Origin of the sequence: Chryseobacterium sp. ZHDP1 (assembly GCF_018603435.1) — a bacterium.
GTDB lineage: Bacteria > Bacteroidota > Bacteroidia > Flavobacteriales > Weeksellaceae > Chryseobacterium > Chryseobacterium indicum.
In genome coordinates, this window is record NZ_CP075682.1 from 2136334 (window position 1) to 2154187 (window position 17854).

Genomic DNA, 17854 nt, shown 5'->3' on the forward strand with positions numbered 1-17854 from the left:
ATCAGGAATTTTGAAAAGAATCAGTATTTGTCTTATTTTGTTTTTGGGTGTTGCAGAAGTTTCTGCACAGAAAGATAGTATTTATATCGGGGCTAAATTATCTCAGGATAAAAAGATGCTCGATGTAACCGAAGAAATCGTGTATTTCAATAATTCGGAGAAAGATCTTAACACCATTAAGCTTTTGAATTGGGTCGCCGCTTACAACAGGCGCGGAACTTCTCTGGTCTACCGAAAGCTGGAAGACAGAAATACCGATCTCCATTTTGCTAAAAAAAATGAGCTTGGTAAGCTGCTGAATTTACAGGTTAAAAATTCTGGCGAAGAAATTCCTGTTGGAGAGACTTCTGAAGAAAATATTTTTCTTCCCCTGAAAGAAGTTCTGAAACCCGGAGAAAAAGTAAAACTTCAGCTACAATATCAGATTCAGCTTCCTGATAAGAAATTTACAGGATACGGAACTTCTGATAATAATGTGGCTCTAAAATATTTCTTTATTGTTCCGGATCGCTTTGATCCGGACAATATTTCCAACAGAGATTACGCCGACATCGAAGAAACCGTAAGTTATAATACATTCTGGACGGTAAACTTAGATCTTCCTGTTAATTATATTGCAGAAAGTAATCTTTTACAGACCCAGATCAATTCATTCAACGGTTATCTGGATTCTGATCCTGAGTTCCTGATTTCTCAAAACGAATATCCATCCATTAATATCAATACAAATGATATTCATACAGAAATTAAATTCGGCTATAATTTAAAGCCTGAAGAAAAAGAAAGTCTGGAATTTTATCTTCCTTTACATTTAAAATTCATCAAAGAAAGGATCGGTTCTGTTCCTGAAAGAATTTTTATTTCGGATAAATTCAGGAGTAAACAAGATTTTTTCGGAAATAATGACATTACCTTCTGGAAATTCAGATTCCAACTTTTTACCGATGCCGAAAAAACGGATCTTGATTATTTCGGAATTGTTGCCAAAAAAGTTTTAGATGAAATTATCATTACCGACCAACAGGATCATCACTGGTTCCGAAACGGGCTGAAATCTTATCTGGAAATTCAGTACCTCAAAAAATTCTATGCCAACACCAAATTGCTGGGAAATTTACCTGAAACGAAAATTTTCGGTGTAAAACCTTTGAAATTATTTCATGCTTCGGATGTAAAACTGACCGAAAGATATGGTTTGGCATATCAATACATCATGTCTCAGAATCTGGATCAGAAAATTGATGAAAATTATTCTGACCTGAGTAATTTTAACGATATGGCAATCAGTAATTTTGAAACAGGAACCCTTTTCAATTATTCCGCCGACAAAATGGGTTACGGAAATTTTGAAACTCTTGTAAAAGATTTCATTGCTAAAAATACCGACAAAGAGATTAATCCTGCTGATTTCTTAAAAGAATTGGCAGAAAAAGATAAGAGAACAGCCTACCTCCCGGAATTTCTTGAGCATAAAAACAGGGTAAATTTTAAGCTGAGAAAATTTAAAAGAGAAGGCGATTCGCTGAATGTAACCATTCATAAAAATACAGATGCAAACATTCCGGTAAAATTGCAGACAACGTCAAAAAATGGTAAAACCACAGAATATTGGGTTGAAACAGAGGAAAATCAAAAGTCAAAAAACTTTTCTATTCCTGCTTTAGACACCTATAAAATAACGCTGAATGACGATTATATTTTCCCTGAAGCAAATTACAGAGATAATTTTCTGTATGCAAAAGGTTTCTTTTCCAACATGCGGAAAATAAAACTTAAACTGATTAAAGATATTCCGAATCCTGAGTTCAATGAAATATACATCAATCCGAGAGTACGTTTCAGCAATACGTACGATAAATTCCTAATCGGATTTAACTTTAAAAACCAGTCGTTTTTTGATCAGAAGTTTCTTTATTCACTTACCCCGACTTACAGTACCGGAACAGGAAAACTGACAGGTTCGGGAGCCATTGCTTATTCCTTCCTTCCTGCTGAAAGCATCATCCGTAGTCTTACTTTCGGAGTTTCCGGCTCTTATTTTCACTATGATTATGATCTTGCCTACCGAAAAGCTTCAATTTATTCAAATTTAAATTTCCGGAAAAACCCTAGAAGTACGGTGAGCAGAAGTTTAGGCATTTCTTACAACTATTTTGAAAGAGATCTTAACGCCTTGATGATTGCCAATAAAGACTATGACCAGTACAGTCTCTGGAGTGTTGGATATGGTTATAATGACAGCCAGAGTATTCATGAAAAAAGTCTGGGCGTAAGTACGCAATGGATGGAAGATTTTCATAAAGTAACGGCAGAAGGCTTTTACCGATGGGAATTTGCACCAAGGCAGAAACTGAGTGTAAGATTATTTGCGGGATATTTTATTAAAAACAACACCAGAAACAATACTTTCAATTATGGGATTTCCAGAGTTTCAGACTACTCTTTTTCCTATAACTTACTGGGACAGAGCGCAACAGGCGGAATTCTTTCCCAGCAGTATGTTTTGGCAGACGGAGGATTTAAATCGTTCATTCCGGGAAGTGTAAATAAATGGATTACTTCAGTAAATGTAGATACGAGTGTATGGAAAATTTTCCACGTCTATGCAGATGCAGGAGTTTATGACAATAAAAACCAATCGACGAAATTTATCTGGGACAGTGGCGTAAAAGTAAGAATTATCCCGGATTTCCTTGAAATTTATCTTCCTGTTCAATCTTCTTTAGGTTTTGAACCCGGCTTTAAAGATTACGGAAAAAGAATAAGATATACTTTAATTCTTAATCTGAGTTCTATTATTAATGCAGCGAGAAGAGGCTGGTATTAAAAAATAACTGAAATTACTTCATAAAAAAGCCTCAGATTTGAAATCTGAGGCTTTTATTATTTTAATGCTTAAGAGCTAAATTAGTCTTTCAGGATTTTTTGAGAAACTGGTTTATTGTTTACAGTACCTGTTACAATGTAATTTCCTTTTTGTAATTCAGCAACGCTTACAGACTCATTTTCTTTTACTGAAGCTGTTTTAACAATTTGTCCTAACATATTGTATACTTTTACATCTTTAGCTGCAGATCCGAAAGTAATCTCATCATTCTTAACGAAAGTGTTTTTAACGAAGTTACCCCCTTTTACTGTGGATAAATCTGTAACGGCTAAAGTTCCTGAGGAAGAATTTTGCGGAGTTGGAGCACCAGTAACAAAATCTGTAGCATTATTATTAGTATCACCAGAGCTTCTTGAGATTGAAGTCGTATTTGATGGTGCTGGAGCAGGTCCTGTACCTTCGTATAAGTTTGCAGTAGCACCAAATCCTACAAAATCAATCACTGTAGAACCTGTTGCAGAGGTGATTGAAGTTGCGCTTGAAGTTAAAGCAACTTTACCTGCAGTTCCTGACATATTAATCGTTCCTGTTGCATCAGCAGTTGGCAGGTCTACACCATTAGCTCCTCCAGCCTCAGCAATTAAATAAGTTTTTCCGGGCGCTAAAGTAATATCAGGCAAAGAATGTGTACTTGTACCACCATTGAATGTTCCTGTTGCTGAAGCATATTGTATATATGCACCCGTTAAAGTAACAGTTGTGGAGCCGATATTTTTTAATTCGATGAAGTCATTTTTATATGGCGCACCAGAATTTCCACCACCTCCATAAACTTCATTAATTACGATTTGTGCATTTGCAGAAATACCTGCAACTACAACACCCAAAATAGTAAAAATCTTTTTCATGATTTAAAAATTTAATTATTAATAATTTACAAGCCAAAATTACGCCATTTTTTTTTAGTAATGCAATAATTAGGTTAATTTTCTGTTAATAATACTAAAACCCTTTCCATAAAGTATTTTTAAGTATTTTTACGCATTATTTTTAAGATTTGCGAAATTTTATTCTGATATTCGTATTGTTGTTCGTGGGCATGTTTTCGGGAAATGCCCAGATATTTACATGGAAAAATCCCAATCTTCCGCAATCTAATCTTAAAAATGACAGTCTTAAACAGGACAGCATTCTCGCAGCCAGATTTGAGCAGGATATTTTCGCAAAAGATACGCTGGATTTTATAAAAACCAATAACAGAATTCTTGTAGATGAAGGGGTTCTTGCAAAAAATGATAAAAAAAGATTTTTAGGAGAATTAAACTCCAAAGGATCTATCATTCGCGGAATTACATTTGGTAACAATCAGGGACAGTCTGTACAAAGTTCTATGGATTTACAGATTTCCGGAAGACTTTCAAAGGATGTGACTATTCTTGCGAGTATTTCGGATCACAATCTCCCGATTCAGGCAGATGGATATACACAAACGCTTGAGGAATTCGACAAAATTTATATGCAGCTCAATATCAAGGATAAATCGATATTGAGAGCGGGACATCTGGATTTGGTGGAAGCTAAAAATTATTTTGCCAAATATCAGCGGCGAAGTATGGGACTCGAATTTCAGACGGAATTCGGGAAAGAAAACAAAACATTTGTGGATGTTTCGATGGGCGTTGCGCGAAGTGAATTTCACAGAATCCGTTTTCAGGGGGTGGAAGGAAACCAGGGACCTTACCGTTTAACCGGAAAAAATGGTGAACAGTTTATCACCTTAATTTCAGGTTCTGAACAGGTTTTCATCGATGGTATTCTCATGAAGCGTGGTGAAAATCAGGATTACATCATCAATTACAACACCGGAGAAGTTACTTTTACCAGTTTCCGACCGATTTTCCAACAGAATTTCATTACCATATCGTATAACTATACCAACAGAAATTATTCCAGATATTTATTTACCGGAAAGGTTGAGCATAAAAGGGAAAAGCTGAAACTCGGACTGAACTGGTTTATGGAAAATGACAATAAAAACGCACCACTTTCTTTAAATCTTTCACAGGAAGATCAACATATTCTTGCAGAAGCCGGAAACAATCCGAATTTAATGTATGCTCCTTCCGGAGTGGTTACAGAATATGACGTCAATAAAATCTTATACAAACTGGTTCAGGGTTCAGGAGGAAATTATTATGAGTTTTCAACCGATGCCACACAAACGTTATACAGTGTTTCTTACACGTATTTCGGGGCTAATTTAGGAGACTATAAAATTACGCAGACCACCAACAACGGACGTGTTTTCGCATACGTTGGTCCTAACATGGGAGATTATCGTGCCGTAAGAAAACTTCCTTCACCGGAAAAATCACAGGTGTATTCTGTAAATTCGGAATATTTATTGAAAGACGGAAAAATAGGAGCCGATATATCTTTGAGCAATTATGATGTCAATTTATTTTCATCAAAAGATTCTCAGCAGAATATAGGATATGCATGGAGAGTTTTCGGAAACAAAACCTTCACCAAAAATAACTGGAAAGGAACTCCGAATTTCGAATATCAATATATTGACAAGCAGTTCCACATTTTAGACCGCATTAATGATGTGGAATTCTCCAGAGATTTCAACCTTGCACAGGAATTCAGCGGAAGAACACAGAACAGATTTATTTTCAGCTTTTTGAATAAATGGAACAATAAATCTACCTTAAATTACAGAATCAATTATCTTGACGAACAGGAAACCTATAAAGGCATAAAGAATGATCTGGATTTTGGATGGATCAGCGGTAAATTTTTTACAAAAGGAAATTTATCTTATCTGAATACCAATGCTGTACTTCAGGACACAAAATTCATCCGAGGTGGTGCTTCAACAGAGTTTACCGGTAAAAAAGGAAGCTGGGCGATTGGCGGAAGCATGGAACACAACGAAAAGAAGTACAATGATACGCAACTGATGGATGTTACCAGTTTCAGCTGGAAAGAACTTTTTGTTCAGAAAAAAATCGGAGACAGCACAAGAACCAAACTATTGGCGAAAGTTTATATGCGCGACAATGATTCTGTGAGAGATAACCGACTTCAGAATATGAATAATATTCTGGGAATTATGGCAGAAAGCCAGATCATTAAAACAGAGAAAACAACGCTGAATGCACTACTCCACTACAGAAAATTCTTTTACCAGAATCAGGATGTGGATCTTTCCAGAAACAATGATTTTGTAGTAGGAAATATCCTTTACAATCAGCAGCTTTTCAAGAACGGAATGCGTTTGCAGGCTTTCTATGAACTTGGGAACGGACAGGAAGCACAAAGGGAATTTCAGTATATTAAAGTGACTGACGGACAGGGAATTTACAAATGGACGGATTACAACGGAGATGGCGTTCAGCAGCTTGATGAATTTGAAATTGCCGAATATTCCGATTTGGCGCAATACATCAGAATTTACACGAATTCCGTGCGTTATATCCCTTCCAATAAAAATAAAATTCAGCTCGCTTTATTTGTGAATCCATCGATTGTTTTTAATTCTGAGAATAAATTTTTAAAACGCTGGAATTTCAATATTTCATTAAACTCACAAAATTCATTCTTCAAAAAAGATAAAGTTCTGGTTTTGAATCCTTTTGAGAAGAGTGATGACATGATTCTTAAAAATCAGAATATTCTGGCTTCCGCACAGTTCAGTCCGACTGACAAATCCGGCTGGAACGGAAATTACCGTTTCATCTCCAATGATAACCTCATCAATGCGAATTTCAGTAATGAGGAGCGCGAACAGGTTTCGCATTTCCTGAATATCGGCTATTGGTTTAATAAAGAATTCCGTATCGACTGGGAAAATTCGGTTCATGATATTCAAAATTCTTCACAGTTATTTTCTACAAGAGATTACCGTCTGAATAATTTTGAAACAAAACCAAAAGCAACCTATAAGTTTACCGATGCCATTCAGGCAGAACTTTCTTCGGCATTCCGCCAGAAACAGAGAGTGGATGGAGAAGAATTCCTCAAAGCTTTTGATGTTACGGGAACGATTCAGTGGGAACGCAGAAAAACCTCTATCAGAGGAAATTTCTCATTCATCAATAATAATTTCAACGGCAATAATTTCAGCATTGTCGGAAACCAGATGTTGGATGGATTAAAACCGGGGAAAAATCAGGTTTGGAGTGTTTTCATTCAGCAGGCAATTAATTCTTTCCTTCAGCTAAATTTAAATTATGAAGGCAGAAATTCCGGAGACCGTACGATTCATATCGGAAGTATGCAGGTGAAAGCGAGTTTCTAAAGCCGGAGGTTTTTGAGTTGGAGAGTTTTTGTGTTGGAGGGTTGGAGTGTTTTAGATTTCTTGCTTAGTATTATAATTTACCTGAGATTTTCGTTTTCTACACTTCTTATTGACAGCAATTACATTAATAGAAATTATCAAATTCTGAAATGCTCAGAAATTCGTAAATTTGCACCATGATAAAAATTGGCAATATAGAACTGCCGGAATTTCCGCTTTTGCTTGCACCGATGGAAGATGTGAGTGATCCGCCGTTCAGAAGACTCTGCAAAATGCACGGAGCAGATTTAATGTATTCGGAGTTTATCTCTTCGGAAGGGTTAATTCGTGATGCTATCAAGAGCAGAAAAAAGCTTGATATTTTCGATTACGAAAGACCTGTCGGAATTCAGATTTTTGGAGGTGACGAAGAAGCAATGGCAATGTCTGCAAGAATTGTGGAAACGGTAAATCCGGATCTGGTTGATATCAATTTCGGATGCCCTGTAAAAAAAGTGGTCTGTAAAGGAGCAGGAGCAGGAGTTTTGAAGGATATTGATCTTATGGTTCGTCTTACCAAAGCTGTTGTACGGTCTACAAGTCTTCCTGTAACGGTAAAAACACGTTTAGGCTGGGACAGCACTTCCATTAATATTGATGAAGTGGCAGAACGTCTTCAGGAAACAGGCATCAAAGCATTAACCATTCATGCGAGAACCCGCGCGCAGATGTACAAAGGCGAAGCAGACTGGGAACATATTTCAAGAATTAAGCAAAATCCTAATATTGAAATCCCGATTTTCGGGAATGGTGATATTGATTCTCCTGAGAAAGCGTTAGAATACAAACAGAAATATGCCTGCGACGGAATTATGATCGGTCGTGCAGCGATTGGCTATCCCTGGATTTTTAACGAAATCAAGCATTTCTTTAAAACCGGAGAGCATTTGTCGGCTCCTACAATCGAAGACCGATTACTGGCGGTTCGTCAGCATGCAGAATGGAGTGCAGAATGGAAAGGCGAAAGATTAGGACTGGTGGAAATGAGACAGCATTACAGCAATTATTTCCGTGGAGTTCCTCACTTTAAAGATTTCAGAAAGAAATTTTTAGAAGTATTCACTTTAGAAGAAATGGATGCGCTGATTAAAGAAACGCAGGAGTTTTACACAGAATATTTAGCACAACAGGCATAAAAAAATGAAACCATCAATAGTAAGTTGATGGTTTTTTTATTTTCATTGTTTAGTTTTTTATCTAGTATCCTTCCGAAGACGTTTGATTTTTAATTAAAGCCAATGCCGAAGAAGTCCCGATTCTTTTTACTCCAAGATTAATCATTTTTTCTGCATCTTCCGGAGTTCTTACTCCGCCCGCAGCTTTTACAGGAAGTTTTCCTGCATTATCGAGCATAATTTTTATTCCTTCAAATGTTGCTCCATTTGGCTTTCCTTCTTTTGTTTCGTAAAAGCCTGTGGAAGATTTCACAAAAATTTTCGATAAATCATTTTCGGAAAAGTTATCTTCTGCCCAAATAGAAATATTTTTGGTAAGATCAGCAATCTGCTCATCAGTTAAAGCTGCAATCTCAATGATCCATTTTGCAATTTTATGATGTTCAAGACTAAGCCTGGTGCATTTTACAAACTCATTTTTTACAAGCTCAAGATCACCTTTCAGATAAGCATTGTAATTGATCACAAAATCCAGTTCATCTGCTCCGTCAGCAATTGCTTTTTCAGCTTCGGTAAGTTTTTCATCTACAGAGCAGGTTCCTTCATGAAACCCGATCACCGTTCCTACGACAACATCTGAATTCTTTCCCTGAATATACTTTTTAATCTCAGAAACATAATCCGGACGGATCATTACGGCAAAAATACCGTGATCGATCGCTTCCTGTGTAAGTTCGATATCTTTCTGTAAAGTTTCTTCCTGTGAAAGTCCTGACTGTGCAGGTGTTTTCAAATATGTTGAATCCAGATATTGTGCAATATTCATAATCTATTATACTTTCAGTTGTCTGTAAATACCCTGCTCCAAAGATATGAAAGTTTCTGTTCTTATAACGCCTTTCAATTGCTGAAGTTTACTAAGAATCTGCATTAGATGATCGTTGTCTTTACAAAGAACTTTAAGGAAAATGGTATAATTTCCTGTGGTATAATGCGCTTCTACCACTTCATTAATATCTTTCAGGGATTTTACCATATCCGGATAATGGCTCGGCTGATCCAGAAATACACCAATGTAAGAAATTACTTTGTATCCTATCTTTTTAGGATTCAGAAAGGATATGGAGTTTTCTATAACCCCTGCCTGTTCAAGTTTTTTTATTCTTTGATGAACCGCCGTCGTGGAGATTCCTACATTTTTTGAAATATGAGCTAATGATGATTTGGCATTATCCATCAGCATATAAATTATTTCCTTGTCAATTGAATCTAACTGATAACTCGTGTTGTTTGAATTTTTCATTCTTTCTACTTTATTTATGTTTTTACATCTGTTTACAAATCCCTAATTTTATAAAAACCGGAAAATGATCGCTGTAGCCTCCCAAATACCTTGTTCCCGCATACGTTCGGTAAGGTCTGCCTGCAAACTTTCTGTCGCGGCTGCTGAGTTTTTCAGAATTGAATATTTTTGCCTCCTGAAATTCAAGAACATGATCATCATTAAAGAACGACTTCGATAAAATGATCTGATCGTACAGCAGTCCCGATTTATAATGAAAAGTAGAATAATTTCTTGTGGAAAACAGATGCTGGAAAGGATTTTCCAATATTTTTACTCCTGCATCGTCAAAAAGAATTTTTACTAAATTTTCATCATCTGGGTTTTCATTAAAATCACCGCACAGAATTACATTTTCTTTGCTATTATTTACAACATTTAAAATTCTTTCACGGATCTCAGAAAGTATAAAGGCTCTTTTGGGCTTATTAATATCTTTTTCGCGCTTAGAGGGAAGGTGTGCAATAAAAATATTAATAATCTCTCCTTTATATCTTACTTTAGAATAAAGAATATCTCTTGTTGTATCGTAATTTTCTGTGCTTCTGTTTATAATTTCAAAGAAGAATGTAATAGCTTCAGAATCTATTATTTCCACTTTGTTTTTATCATATAATAAGGCAACATCTACCCTTCTTTCATCCATAGAATTGTAATGCACAATTCCATACTCTGAATTAAAAGGTTCCATTTTCACAAGATCCTCCAGAACTTTCCTTCCGGAAACTTCGGAAAGACCAATTATAAAAGGCAATACTCCATTCTCTTCCTTCATGAGCCTGAAAACATGTGCAATTTTTGAAAGTTTGTTCCGGTATCTTCCCTCATCCCAGTTCCTGAGTCCCGATATAGTTGGGTCCAACTTGTGCATTGGTTTCGGATCCGGTAAAAATAAGTTTTCAACGTTGTAAAAACTAAACAACTCCATTAGCACATTTTCTGATTTCAAACAATTACCTTTTTTTATTTAAAATGAATATGTAAATTTATTATTTTATTTAATATATCGTTAATAATTTTAACAAATTTGCAAAATTAATTTATTATTCAAATATAAGCATTTAAAAGAATTATTTAAATCAAATAGATAAATTTAATTAAAAATATTATGCACAATCTAATATATGCTTTAGACCCAAAATAAAACGGTATTTTTAAATTTAATTTTTCTGTAGAAGAAATTCTATGAACAGCTAGGTAATAAGAATTTTTTCAACCATTTTTAAACAACAACTATTGTTTGCTGCTGTAAAAATTTATAAAAAAATCAATTGTAAATTTAGGACAACGATAGGTTTTATCTATTTTAAAGAAGATCAGGACGTTTTTCTGTAGTGATTCTTACCGCTTCATCGTGCCTCCATTCTTCAATTTTGGCAAAATTTCCGCTCAGTAAAACTTTTGGAACTTCCAGACCTTTGTAAACTTCAGGTCTTGTATAAATTGGAGGAGATAAAAGATCGTCCTGAAAACTGTCTGTTAGAGCACTTTGCTCATCATTCAGAACTCCCGGAAGCAGCCGGATGACAGAATCTGCAAGAACGCAGGCTGCCAATTCTCCGCCGGTAAGAACATAATCGCCTATGGAAATTTCCTTCGTGATGTGCAGATCTCTTACACGCTGATCAATACCTTTATAATGCCCACACAAGAAAATCAGATTATTTTTAATGGAAAGTGTATTCGCAATTTTCTGGTTTAGGGTAACTCCATCCGGCGTAAGATAAATCACCTCATCGTATTCTCTCTGAGATTTTAATTCTGAAATACAGTTGTCCAGAGGCTCCACCATCATCACCATTCCTGCACCGCCGCCGTAAGGTTCATCATCAATCTGTTTTTTTTTGTTGATTCCCCAATCTCTCAAATGATGGAAGTGCACTTCTGCCAAACCTTTATCAATCGCTCTTCTTAAAATAGAAGTTTTAAACGGACTTTCCATCAGTTCCGGAAGTACGCTTATTATATCAATTCTCATTGTACTGTTTCGTTTTTCTTATTTGGCAAAATTATCAATCTTAAAGAAGAATCTTTATTAAAATAGCTCCACATCCAGTTGAAGAACACGGCAAGCTTGTTTCTTACACTTAAAATAAGCATTAAATGTAAAAACATCCAGAAATACCACGCAAGAAACCCCTGAAATTTAATAAATGGTAAATCTACAACCGCTCTGTGTTTTCCGATGGTAGCGAGAGAACCTTTGTCATCATACTCATACTCAATCCATTCATTCGGATTTTTCTTTAAAAGGTTCCTACCTAAATTTTTTGCCTGATTAATTGCTACGTTTGCCACCTGTGGATGACCCTGCGGATATTTCGGAGTTTCCATATACGCAATATCTCCGATTGCAAAAACATTATCGTAGCCTTTTATTTTATTGTATCTGTCTGTAATATATCTGTTTTTGACCAATTTTTCGGCAGGAAAACCATCTACAACGTTTCCTGTAACGCCGGCTGCCCAGATTACATTATTAGAAGGAATGGTTTTTCCGCTTTTCATATACACTTTATCACCATCATAATCCGTAACGTATTCCTGACTTAAAAATGTAACGCCTAAATCTTTTAAATATTCTTCAGATTTCTGCTGTGCTTCCGGACTCATTACCGCCAAAGGCTTTTCTGTAGAACTTACCAGAATAATCTTCAAATGGTCAAAATTCATGTAAGGATAATCTCGCGGAAGAATTTCTTTTTTCATTTCGGAGAAAGCTCCGGCTAATTCTACTCCAGTCGGTCCGCTTCCTACGATTACGATATTCCAGTTTCCATCGTCGCTCCTGCTTTTTTCAAGAATCAGCTTTTCGAAAGTCATTAAAACATGATTTCGGATACTGATCGCTTCCTGAGTATTTTTCATTCCGAAAGCTTTACCTTCAAGATCTTTATTTCCAAAAAAATTGGTTTTGCATCCTGTAGCGATAATTAATTTATCGTAGGTAAATTCTGCTTCATCGGTAATGACTTTATTATTGGCAGTATCGATTTCCTTAACTTCCGTGAGGCGAAACTGGGTATTTCTGGAACGCTGAAAAATTTTTCTGAAAGGAAAAGAAATATTGGAAGGCTCAATCCTTCCGCATGCAACCTGATAGAAAAGCGGCTGAAACATATGATGGTTTACCCGATCCAGAACAATTACCTTTTTGTTCCTGTTATTCAACGTTTTCGCAAGCTGCAGCCCCGCAAAACCTCCTCCAATGATGATGATCTTTTCGCGTGTTTCCATAGTACACAAATTTACTGATTTTATTTAGCATTTAGAAGTGAAAAAAGCTAGTTTTGTAAATCTTTATTCACAAACGATGTACAGCAAAAAAACCGCCAAAAAGATCCATAAAAACCGCCGGAAAAAATATCTTTTACGAAGAAAAATCGTACTGGCTATTTTAATTGTTGCTCTTATCGGAACAGGGTTGTATTTAAGACAATCCATAAGTTATTATTACGCTTTATATTTCAATAAATTTACTCATAGAAAACTCCACAACAGTGAAACGGAAACGCTGAGAATTCAGAAAATCCTTTCTAATAATTTAGATAAAACATACGGATTTGATGTGTCGCATTATCAGAATAAAGAAGATATCAAATGGGACAGCCTTACGATCGGAAACAAAACTATTCCGCTGGAGTTTGTGGTGATGCGTGCAACGATGGGAAACCGAAATGCCGACAAACATTTTTCTGATTTCTGGGAGCAGGCTAAAAAGCAGGATTTAATCCGCGGAGCGTATCATTTTTACAGAGCAGATGAAGATCCTGTAATTCAGGCAAATAATTTTCTGGAAAATGTAAAGCTTGAAAGCGGAGATCTTCCTCCGATTTTGGATATTGAGAAAATCCCGAAGCGAAAAACGAATAAAAAACTGGTTGAAGATCTTAAAGTGTGGTGCAAAATTGTTGAGGAAACCTATGGTGAAAAACCAATCATTTACACCTATTATCATTACTACAAAGATTTCCTGAAGGGCGAATTTGATGATTATCCGCTCTGGCTTGCGAATTATAATGATGTTCCTGCTCCTTCTCCCGATGCAGACTGGGATTTCTGGCAGTTTACAGAAAACGGAATCGTGCACGGAATTAACACCAAAGTAGATCTGGATATTTACAATGGAAGTTCGTGGTCTTTGAAGAGGCTGACTCTGGATTGATTTTTTTCCGGTGATTTTGCATATTTTAAATTTTGGCTAAAGCCAATCGAAAAGCCTTATACTGTTAACGGGCTGAAGCCCGTTTCTATTGATGAAAATATCAAACTAAAACGTGTGTGAATTCTGTATAAAACTATTTAAACGGCTTTCTTTGAATCCATTCGGTTTTTGGAGAAACAGAAGGAAAAATAGTTTTCAGGAAAGGATTAATCATGAAGTTTTTATGCTTTATTAAACCAAAAATTTCAGTCGGTTCCGCGCCGATCGTTGATTTTATCTCTAAAGCCGTTCTTCCTAGAATAATTCTTTCAGACCGATTGTCAATTCCAAATTTCACCATATCCAAAAGCATATTAAGATAGATCTGCTTTTCTTTCTGACAGTCTTTTTTGTAGCCTAAAAAGTAGGTATCGACATCTTTATTGTTGATAATCATCGTATAAAAACCGATAAATTGATTTTCTGAAAGATATCCGAAGACTCTGAAATTTTCTCCTAGATTTTCTTTCATGCTTTCAAAATGATTTTCTCTGAGAAAAAAAGTATTGAAAGGCGCGTTTTCTGCGACATTCTGATAAAGAACATTCATTTCAGACTGATATTTTCTGATCATGTCTAAGCTGAATTCTTTCTTAACGGTTCCTTCCAGTTTCTTTTTGGCAGTTTTGGCTCTTGCCCTGTATTTTTTCGAAAAATCATTGATATAATCCTCAAAATTCTTCCAGTTTTCTCTTATCCGAAGAATCATATTCGGCTGAACGGAAAATCTGAAGTATTTCCGATGCTTTTCTCCTTCAAAGTATTTCAGAAAATTCGACTGGTAATCTTTATAAATCACCAGAGATGTTTTTCTTATTTCGTTCTGCATTGTATAAACAGCTTCTTCCAACAATGGAATCATTTCTTCCGAAATAATTTTTGAGCTATCAAAATAAAATCCGTTCTGTCCGGTAAGCATATTATTTCCTAAAATCATCACATCTTTACTCAATTGTCTTGCCACAAAATTCCTGATGGTACAGAACACTTCATTTTTCTGAAATGTTTTATGCTGAATAAAATCTAGATACTGAAACAAAGCACCGCCAATCAGATCATTTTCTTTGAAAAAACCGACAAAAAAACATTCCATATTCTGAGGTCGGGAATGTTCTAAAGCACAGAAGTATTCTCCGGAAAGCAGGATATTATGATTTCCGATCACCACATTCCACTCTTCCGGCAAATCGGCAGCTGACTGAAAAATTCTTAAAGTATATGACATAAAAAAGGCTACGCAAAAGTAGCCTTAACTTTTTAAAACATTACATTTATTTTTGTGTTGCCCAGTGAAAACCGTCCGGAGCATACCAACCGCAGATAATTCCGCCCATAATGGTAATGCAGACCGTCCAGAAAGCAGCGTTAATTAATGTATATTTCCACGATTTTCTTTCGAACATCGCATTGATGGCAATCATGGGAAGCACGAATAAAAATCCCGTCATGGAAGAATGCAGTGCACCGTGACCAAAGGATCTGTAAGCCATTCCGTAGTCTTTCATGAAGGCATGATAAGAAGGATTGGCGTTCATTTCATCTCCGCCGACCATTCCGAGCGCGCCAAACTGATGAATGGTTACAAACTGTAAAAACAAAGCCATTAAAGCTGATAACATGATGGAAAAAATAAAAACTCCGATCATGGAACCCTTCATTTTATCTTCGGTTAAACCGACTTCTTTCATCCATGCTTTTCCGAAAACTTTAGGATGATACCAGATAAATCCCATTATTAAAGGGACAAGTGCGGCTGCAAAAACAGCCCAATAGTTGATTTGCATCATAGTTTTAATTTTTAATAATCTTAGGAATATAAATCTACATTAAAAATCAATTCAAAATACATTAAATTCAAAAAATATTTAATTTTAACTAAAATTACTCAAACAAAATATAATTAAACAAAACAGAAATCAACACATACGGTTAATTAATTATTATTCTACACTAGGAAAACAATCTGAATCCCTTTGAACTTGGCTTCCGCTTTTCTGATACATTTTCGTACTTTTGCGGCTCAGTTTAAGTTTCAAAATCTAACCATCAGACTATAATGAATTACGTTTCTGCCGAAAATCTTACCAAATCCTACGGAATAAAAGTTTTATTTGAAAATATTACTTTTCATATCAACGAAGGGGATAAAATTGCTATTGTTGCCAAAAACGGAAGCGGAAAATCCACTCTTCTTAAAATCCTGATGGGAAAAGAAATTGCAGACAGCGGAACGGTAATCATCAATAAAGATATTCAGGTAGTGTTGTTTGATCAGGAAATAGATTTTGACCCGAATCTTACCATTGATGAATTTATGATGACTTTAGATTCGGCTCCGATTATGGCACTGAAAAATTATCATCAGTCTCTGCATTCCACAGACAATGATTTCATTGAAAAAGCTCTTCTTGAAATGGAAGCGCATAAAGCATGGGATCTGGAAAATGAAATGAAGCAGATTCTTTCGCAGCTAAAAATCACCGATCTGGAAGCTAAAATGGGAACACTTTCCGGCGGACAGATCAAGCGTGTTGCTTTGGCAAAACTATTAACGGAAACCAGAGCCGAACACCGCCATACTTTATTAATTATGGATGAGCCAACCAACCACCTCGATGTGGAAATGGTGGAATGGCTGGAAAGTTATCTGAGTAAAGCAAAAATAACTTTACTATTGGTAACGCACGACCGATATTTCCTCGACAGCGTTTGCGATACGATCTGGGAAATGGAAGACCGAAATCTTTACATTCACAATGGTTCTTACGCGACGTATCTTGAAAATAAGATGATCCGCGAAGACAATATGAATGCGACGATTGATAAAGCCAACAACCTTTACCGAAAGGAACTGGAATGGATGAGAAGGCAGCCGAAAGCAAGAACTACAAAATCCAAATCCAGAATTGATGCTTTCTACGAAACAGAAAAAGTCGCCAAAACAGACACGAGAAAACAGGGATTAGAGCTTGATTTTGAAATGAAAAGGCTTGGAAATAAAATTCTTGAGCTTAAAAATATTGACAAAAGTTTTGGAAGTAAATTGTTGCTGAAAGATTTCAGCTATTCTTTCCAGAGAGGTGAAAAAGTAGGAATTGTAGGGAAAAACGGAGCTGGAAAATCTACTTTGTTAAATATTATTCAGGGGTTTGAAAAGGCTGATAAAGGAGAAATTGAAACCGGAGAAACCATCCATTTCGGATATTTTTCGCAAAAAGGTCTTACGTATAAAGAAGATGAAAGAGTAATCGACTTCATTAAAGAAGTTGCCGAATTTTACCCTTTAGCCAACGGAAAAAGTCTTTCTGCCTCCCAGTTTTTAAGATTGTTTTTATTTGATGATCAGACGCAGTACTCTCCTATTTCTAAGCTTTCGGGTGGTGAAAAAAGAAGACTTCATCTGATGTATATTTTATACCAGAATCCGAACTTTTTGATTTTTGATGAGCCTACCAATGATCTTGATCTTCCGACTTTAACGGTTCTTGAAAACTTTTTGCAGCAGTTTCAGGGTTCATTAATCATTGTGTCGCACGACAGGTATTTTATGGACAGAATCGTAGATCATATTCTTGCTTTTGAAGGCGAAGGCAAAATTCGTGATTTTACGGGCAATTTTTCCGAATACCGCGAAGCGAAAAGCAAAGAAGATGCTTTGGAGAAATCTGTTTCCGTAAAATCTGAACCTGTAAAAGAAACAGTTCCTGCTGTAAACAATGCAAACGCAAAAAAGAAAAGACTTTCCTTTAAAGAACAGCGTGAACTCGAAACCATTGAGAAAGAAATGCCGGAATTAGAAGAAAAAAGAGCGAAAATATTAGATCAGCTTAATAATGAAGCAGATTACGAGAAAATATCCAAACTTTCTGCCGATCTGGAATCTATCTCTGAAACTTTGGAAAACCATGAAATGAGATGGCTTGAACTTCAGGAGATTTTAGGTGAAGCGTAGTTGAGTTTGAGGGTGTGAGAGTCTGAGAGTTTGAGTGTCTTAGTGTCTTAGTGTCTTAGTGTGTGAGAG

Annotated in this window: 13 protein-coding genes; 5 read left to right on the forward strand and 8 right to left on the reverse strand. The window is 35.9% G+C overall.

Annotated features, from left to right (window positions below):
- Window positions 1-10: 10 nt before the first annotated feature.
- Complete coding sequence (locus KKI44_RS09810; protein WP_250902189.1) at window positions 11-2827, forward strand: aminopeptidase; 2817 nt, start codon at window positions 11-13, stop codon at window positions 2825-2827.
- An 80-nt stretch (window positions 2828-2907) separates the two neighbouring features.
- Here the strand turns inward: KKI44_RS09810 and KKI44_RS09815 are convergent, their stop codons facing one another.
- Window positions 2908-3735 (reverse strand): T9SS type A sorting domain-containing protein, encoded by an 828-nt coding sequence (locus tag KKI44_RS09815; protein ID WP_214590836.1) that lies wholly within the window; start codon window positions 3733-3735, stop codon window positions 2908-2910.
- Between the two features lie 191 nt (window positions 3736-3926).
- Here KKI44_RS09815 and KKI44_RS09820 point away from each other — a divergent pair, with 191 nt between their 5' ends.
- Complete coding sequence (locus tag KKI44_RS09820; RefSeq protein WP_214590837.1) at window positions 3927-7133, forward strand: hypothetical protein; 3207 nt, start codon at window positions 3927-3929, stop codon at window positions 7131-7133.
- A 176-nt stretch (window positions 7134-7309) separates the two neighbouring features.
- Window positions 7310-8308: a tRNA dihydrouridine synthase DusB gene (gene dusB, locus KKI44_RS09825; RefSeq protein WP_214590838.1), complete on the forward strand. Its 999-nt coding sequence runs from the start codon at window positions 7310-7312 to the stop codon at window positions 8306-8308.
- Window positions 8309-8369: 61 nt separating this feature from the next.
- Here dusB and deoC read toward each other — a convergent pair whose 3' ends face one another.
- The 5 genes from deoC to KKI44_RS09850 all read right to left on the reverse strand — a co-directional run bounded on the left by deoC (window position 8370) and on the right by KKI44_RS09850 (window position 12866).
- Window positions 8370-9116 carry a deoxyribose-phosphate aldolase gene (gene deoC / locus KKI44_RS09830; protein ID WP_214591132.1) on the reverse strand — a complete coding sequence of 249 codons (747 nt, stop codon included), beginning with the start codon at window positions 9114-9116 and terminating at the stop codon, window positions 8370-8372.
- 3 nt (window positions 9117-9119) lie between these two features.
- The gene (locus tag KKI44_RS09835; RefSeq protein WP_076390855.1) at window positions 9120-9590 is read right to left on the reverse strand and encodes an Lrp/AsnC ligand binding domain-containing protein; all 471 of its coding nucleotides are present in this window, start codon (window positions 9588-9590) and stop codon (window positions 9120-9122) included.
- 22 nt (window positions 9591-9612) lie between these two features.
- A complete protein-coding gene (locus KKI44_RS09840) occupies window positions 9613-10500 on the reverse strand; it encodes an endonuclease (protein ID WP_250902190.1) in 888 nt (295 codons plus the stop codon).
- 435 nt (window positions 10501-10935) lie between these two features.
- Window positions 10936-11607 carry a tRNA (guanosine(37)-N1)-methyltransferase TrmD gene (trmD, locus tag KKI44_RS09845; protein WP_214590840.1) on the reverse strand — a complete coding sequence of 224 codons (672 nt, stop codon included), beginning with the start codon at window positions 11605-11607 and terminating at the stop codon, window positions 10936-10938.
- Window positions 11604-12866 (reverse strand): NAD(P)/FAD-dependent oxidoreductase, encoded by a 1263-nt coding sequence (locus tag KKI44_RS09850; protein ID WP_214590841.1) that lies wholly within the window; start codon window positions 12864-12866, stop codon window positions 11604-11606. The genes trmD and KKI44_RS09850 overlap by 4 nt, the downstream gene beginning before the upstream one ends.
- 76 nt (window positions 12867-12942) lie before the next feature.
- Between KKI44_RS09850 and KKI44_RS09855 the strand changes: the two genes are divergently transcribed.
- Window positions 12943-13794, forward strand: coding sequence for a glycoside hydrolase family 25 protein (locus tag KKI44_RS09855; protein ID WP_214591133.1), 852 nt, complete (start codon window positions 12943-12945; stop codon window positions 13792-13794).
- 133 nt (window positions 13795-13927) lie between these two features.
- Here KKI44_RS09855 and KKI44_RS09860 read toward each other — a convergent pair whose 3' ends face one another.
- Window positions 13928-15058 carry an 8-amino-7-oxononanoate synthase gene (locus KKI44_RS09860; protein WP_214590842.1) on the reverse strand — a complete coding sequence of 377 codons (1131 nt, stop codon included), beginning with the start codon at window positions 15056-15058 and terminating at the stop codon, window positions 13928-13930.
- A 46-nt stretch (window positions 15059-15104) separates the two neighbouring features.
- Window positions 15105-15620 (reverse strand): DUF1761 domain-containing protein, encoded by a 516-nt coding sequence (locus KKI44_RS09865; protein ID WP_308196689.1) that lies wholly within the window; start codon window positions 15618-15620, stop codon window positions 15105-15107.
- Between the two features lie 269 nt (window positions 15621-15889).
- On the opposite strand from KKI44_RS09865, the gene KKI44_RS09870 reads away from it, so the two are divergent.
- Window positions 15890-17785 carry an ABC-F family ATP-binding cassette domain-containing protein gene (locus KKI44_RS09870; protein WP_214590843.1) on the forward strand — a complete coding sequence of 632 codons (1896 nt, stop codon included), beginning with the start codon at window positions 15890-15892 and terminating at the stop codon, window positions 17783-17785.
- Window positions 17786-17854: the final 69 nt, after the last annotated feature.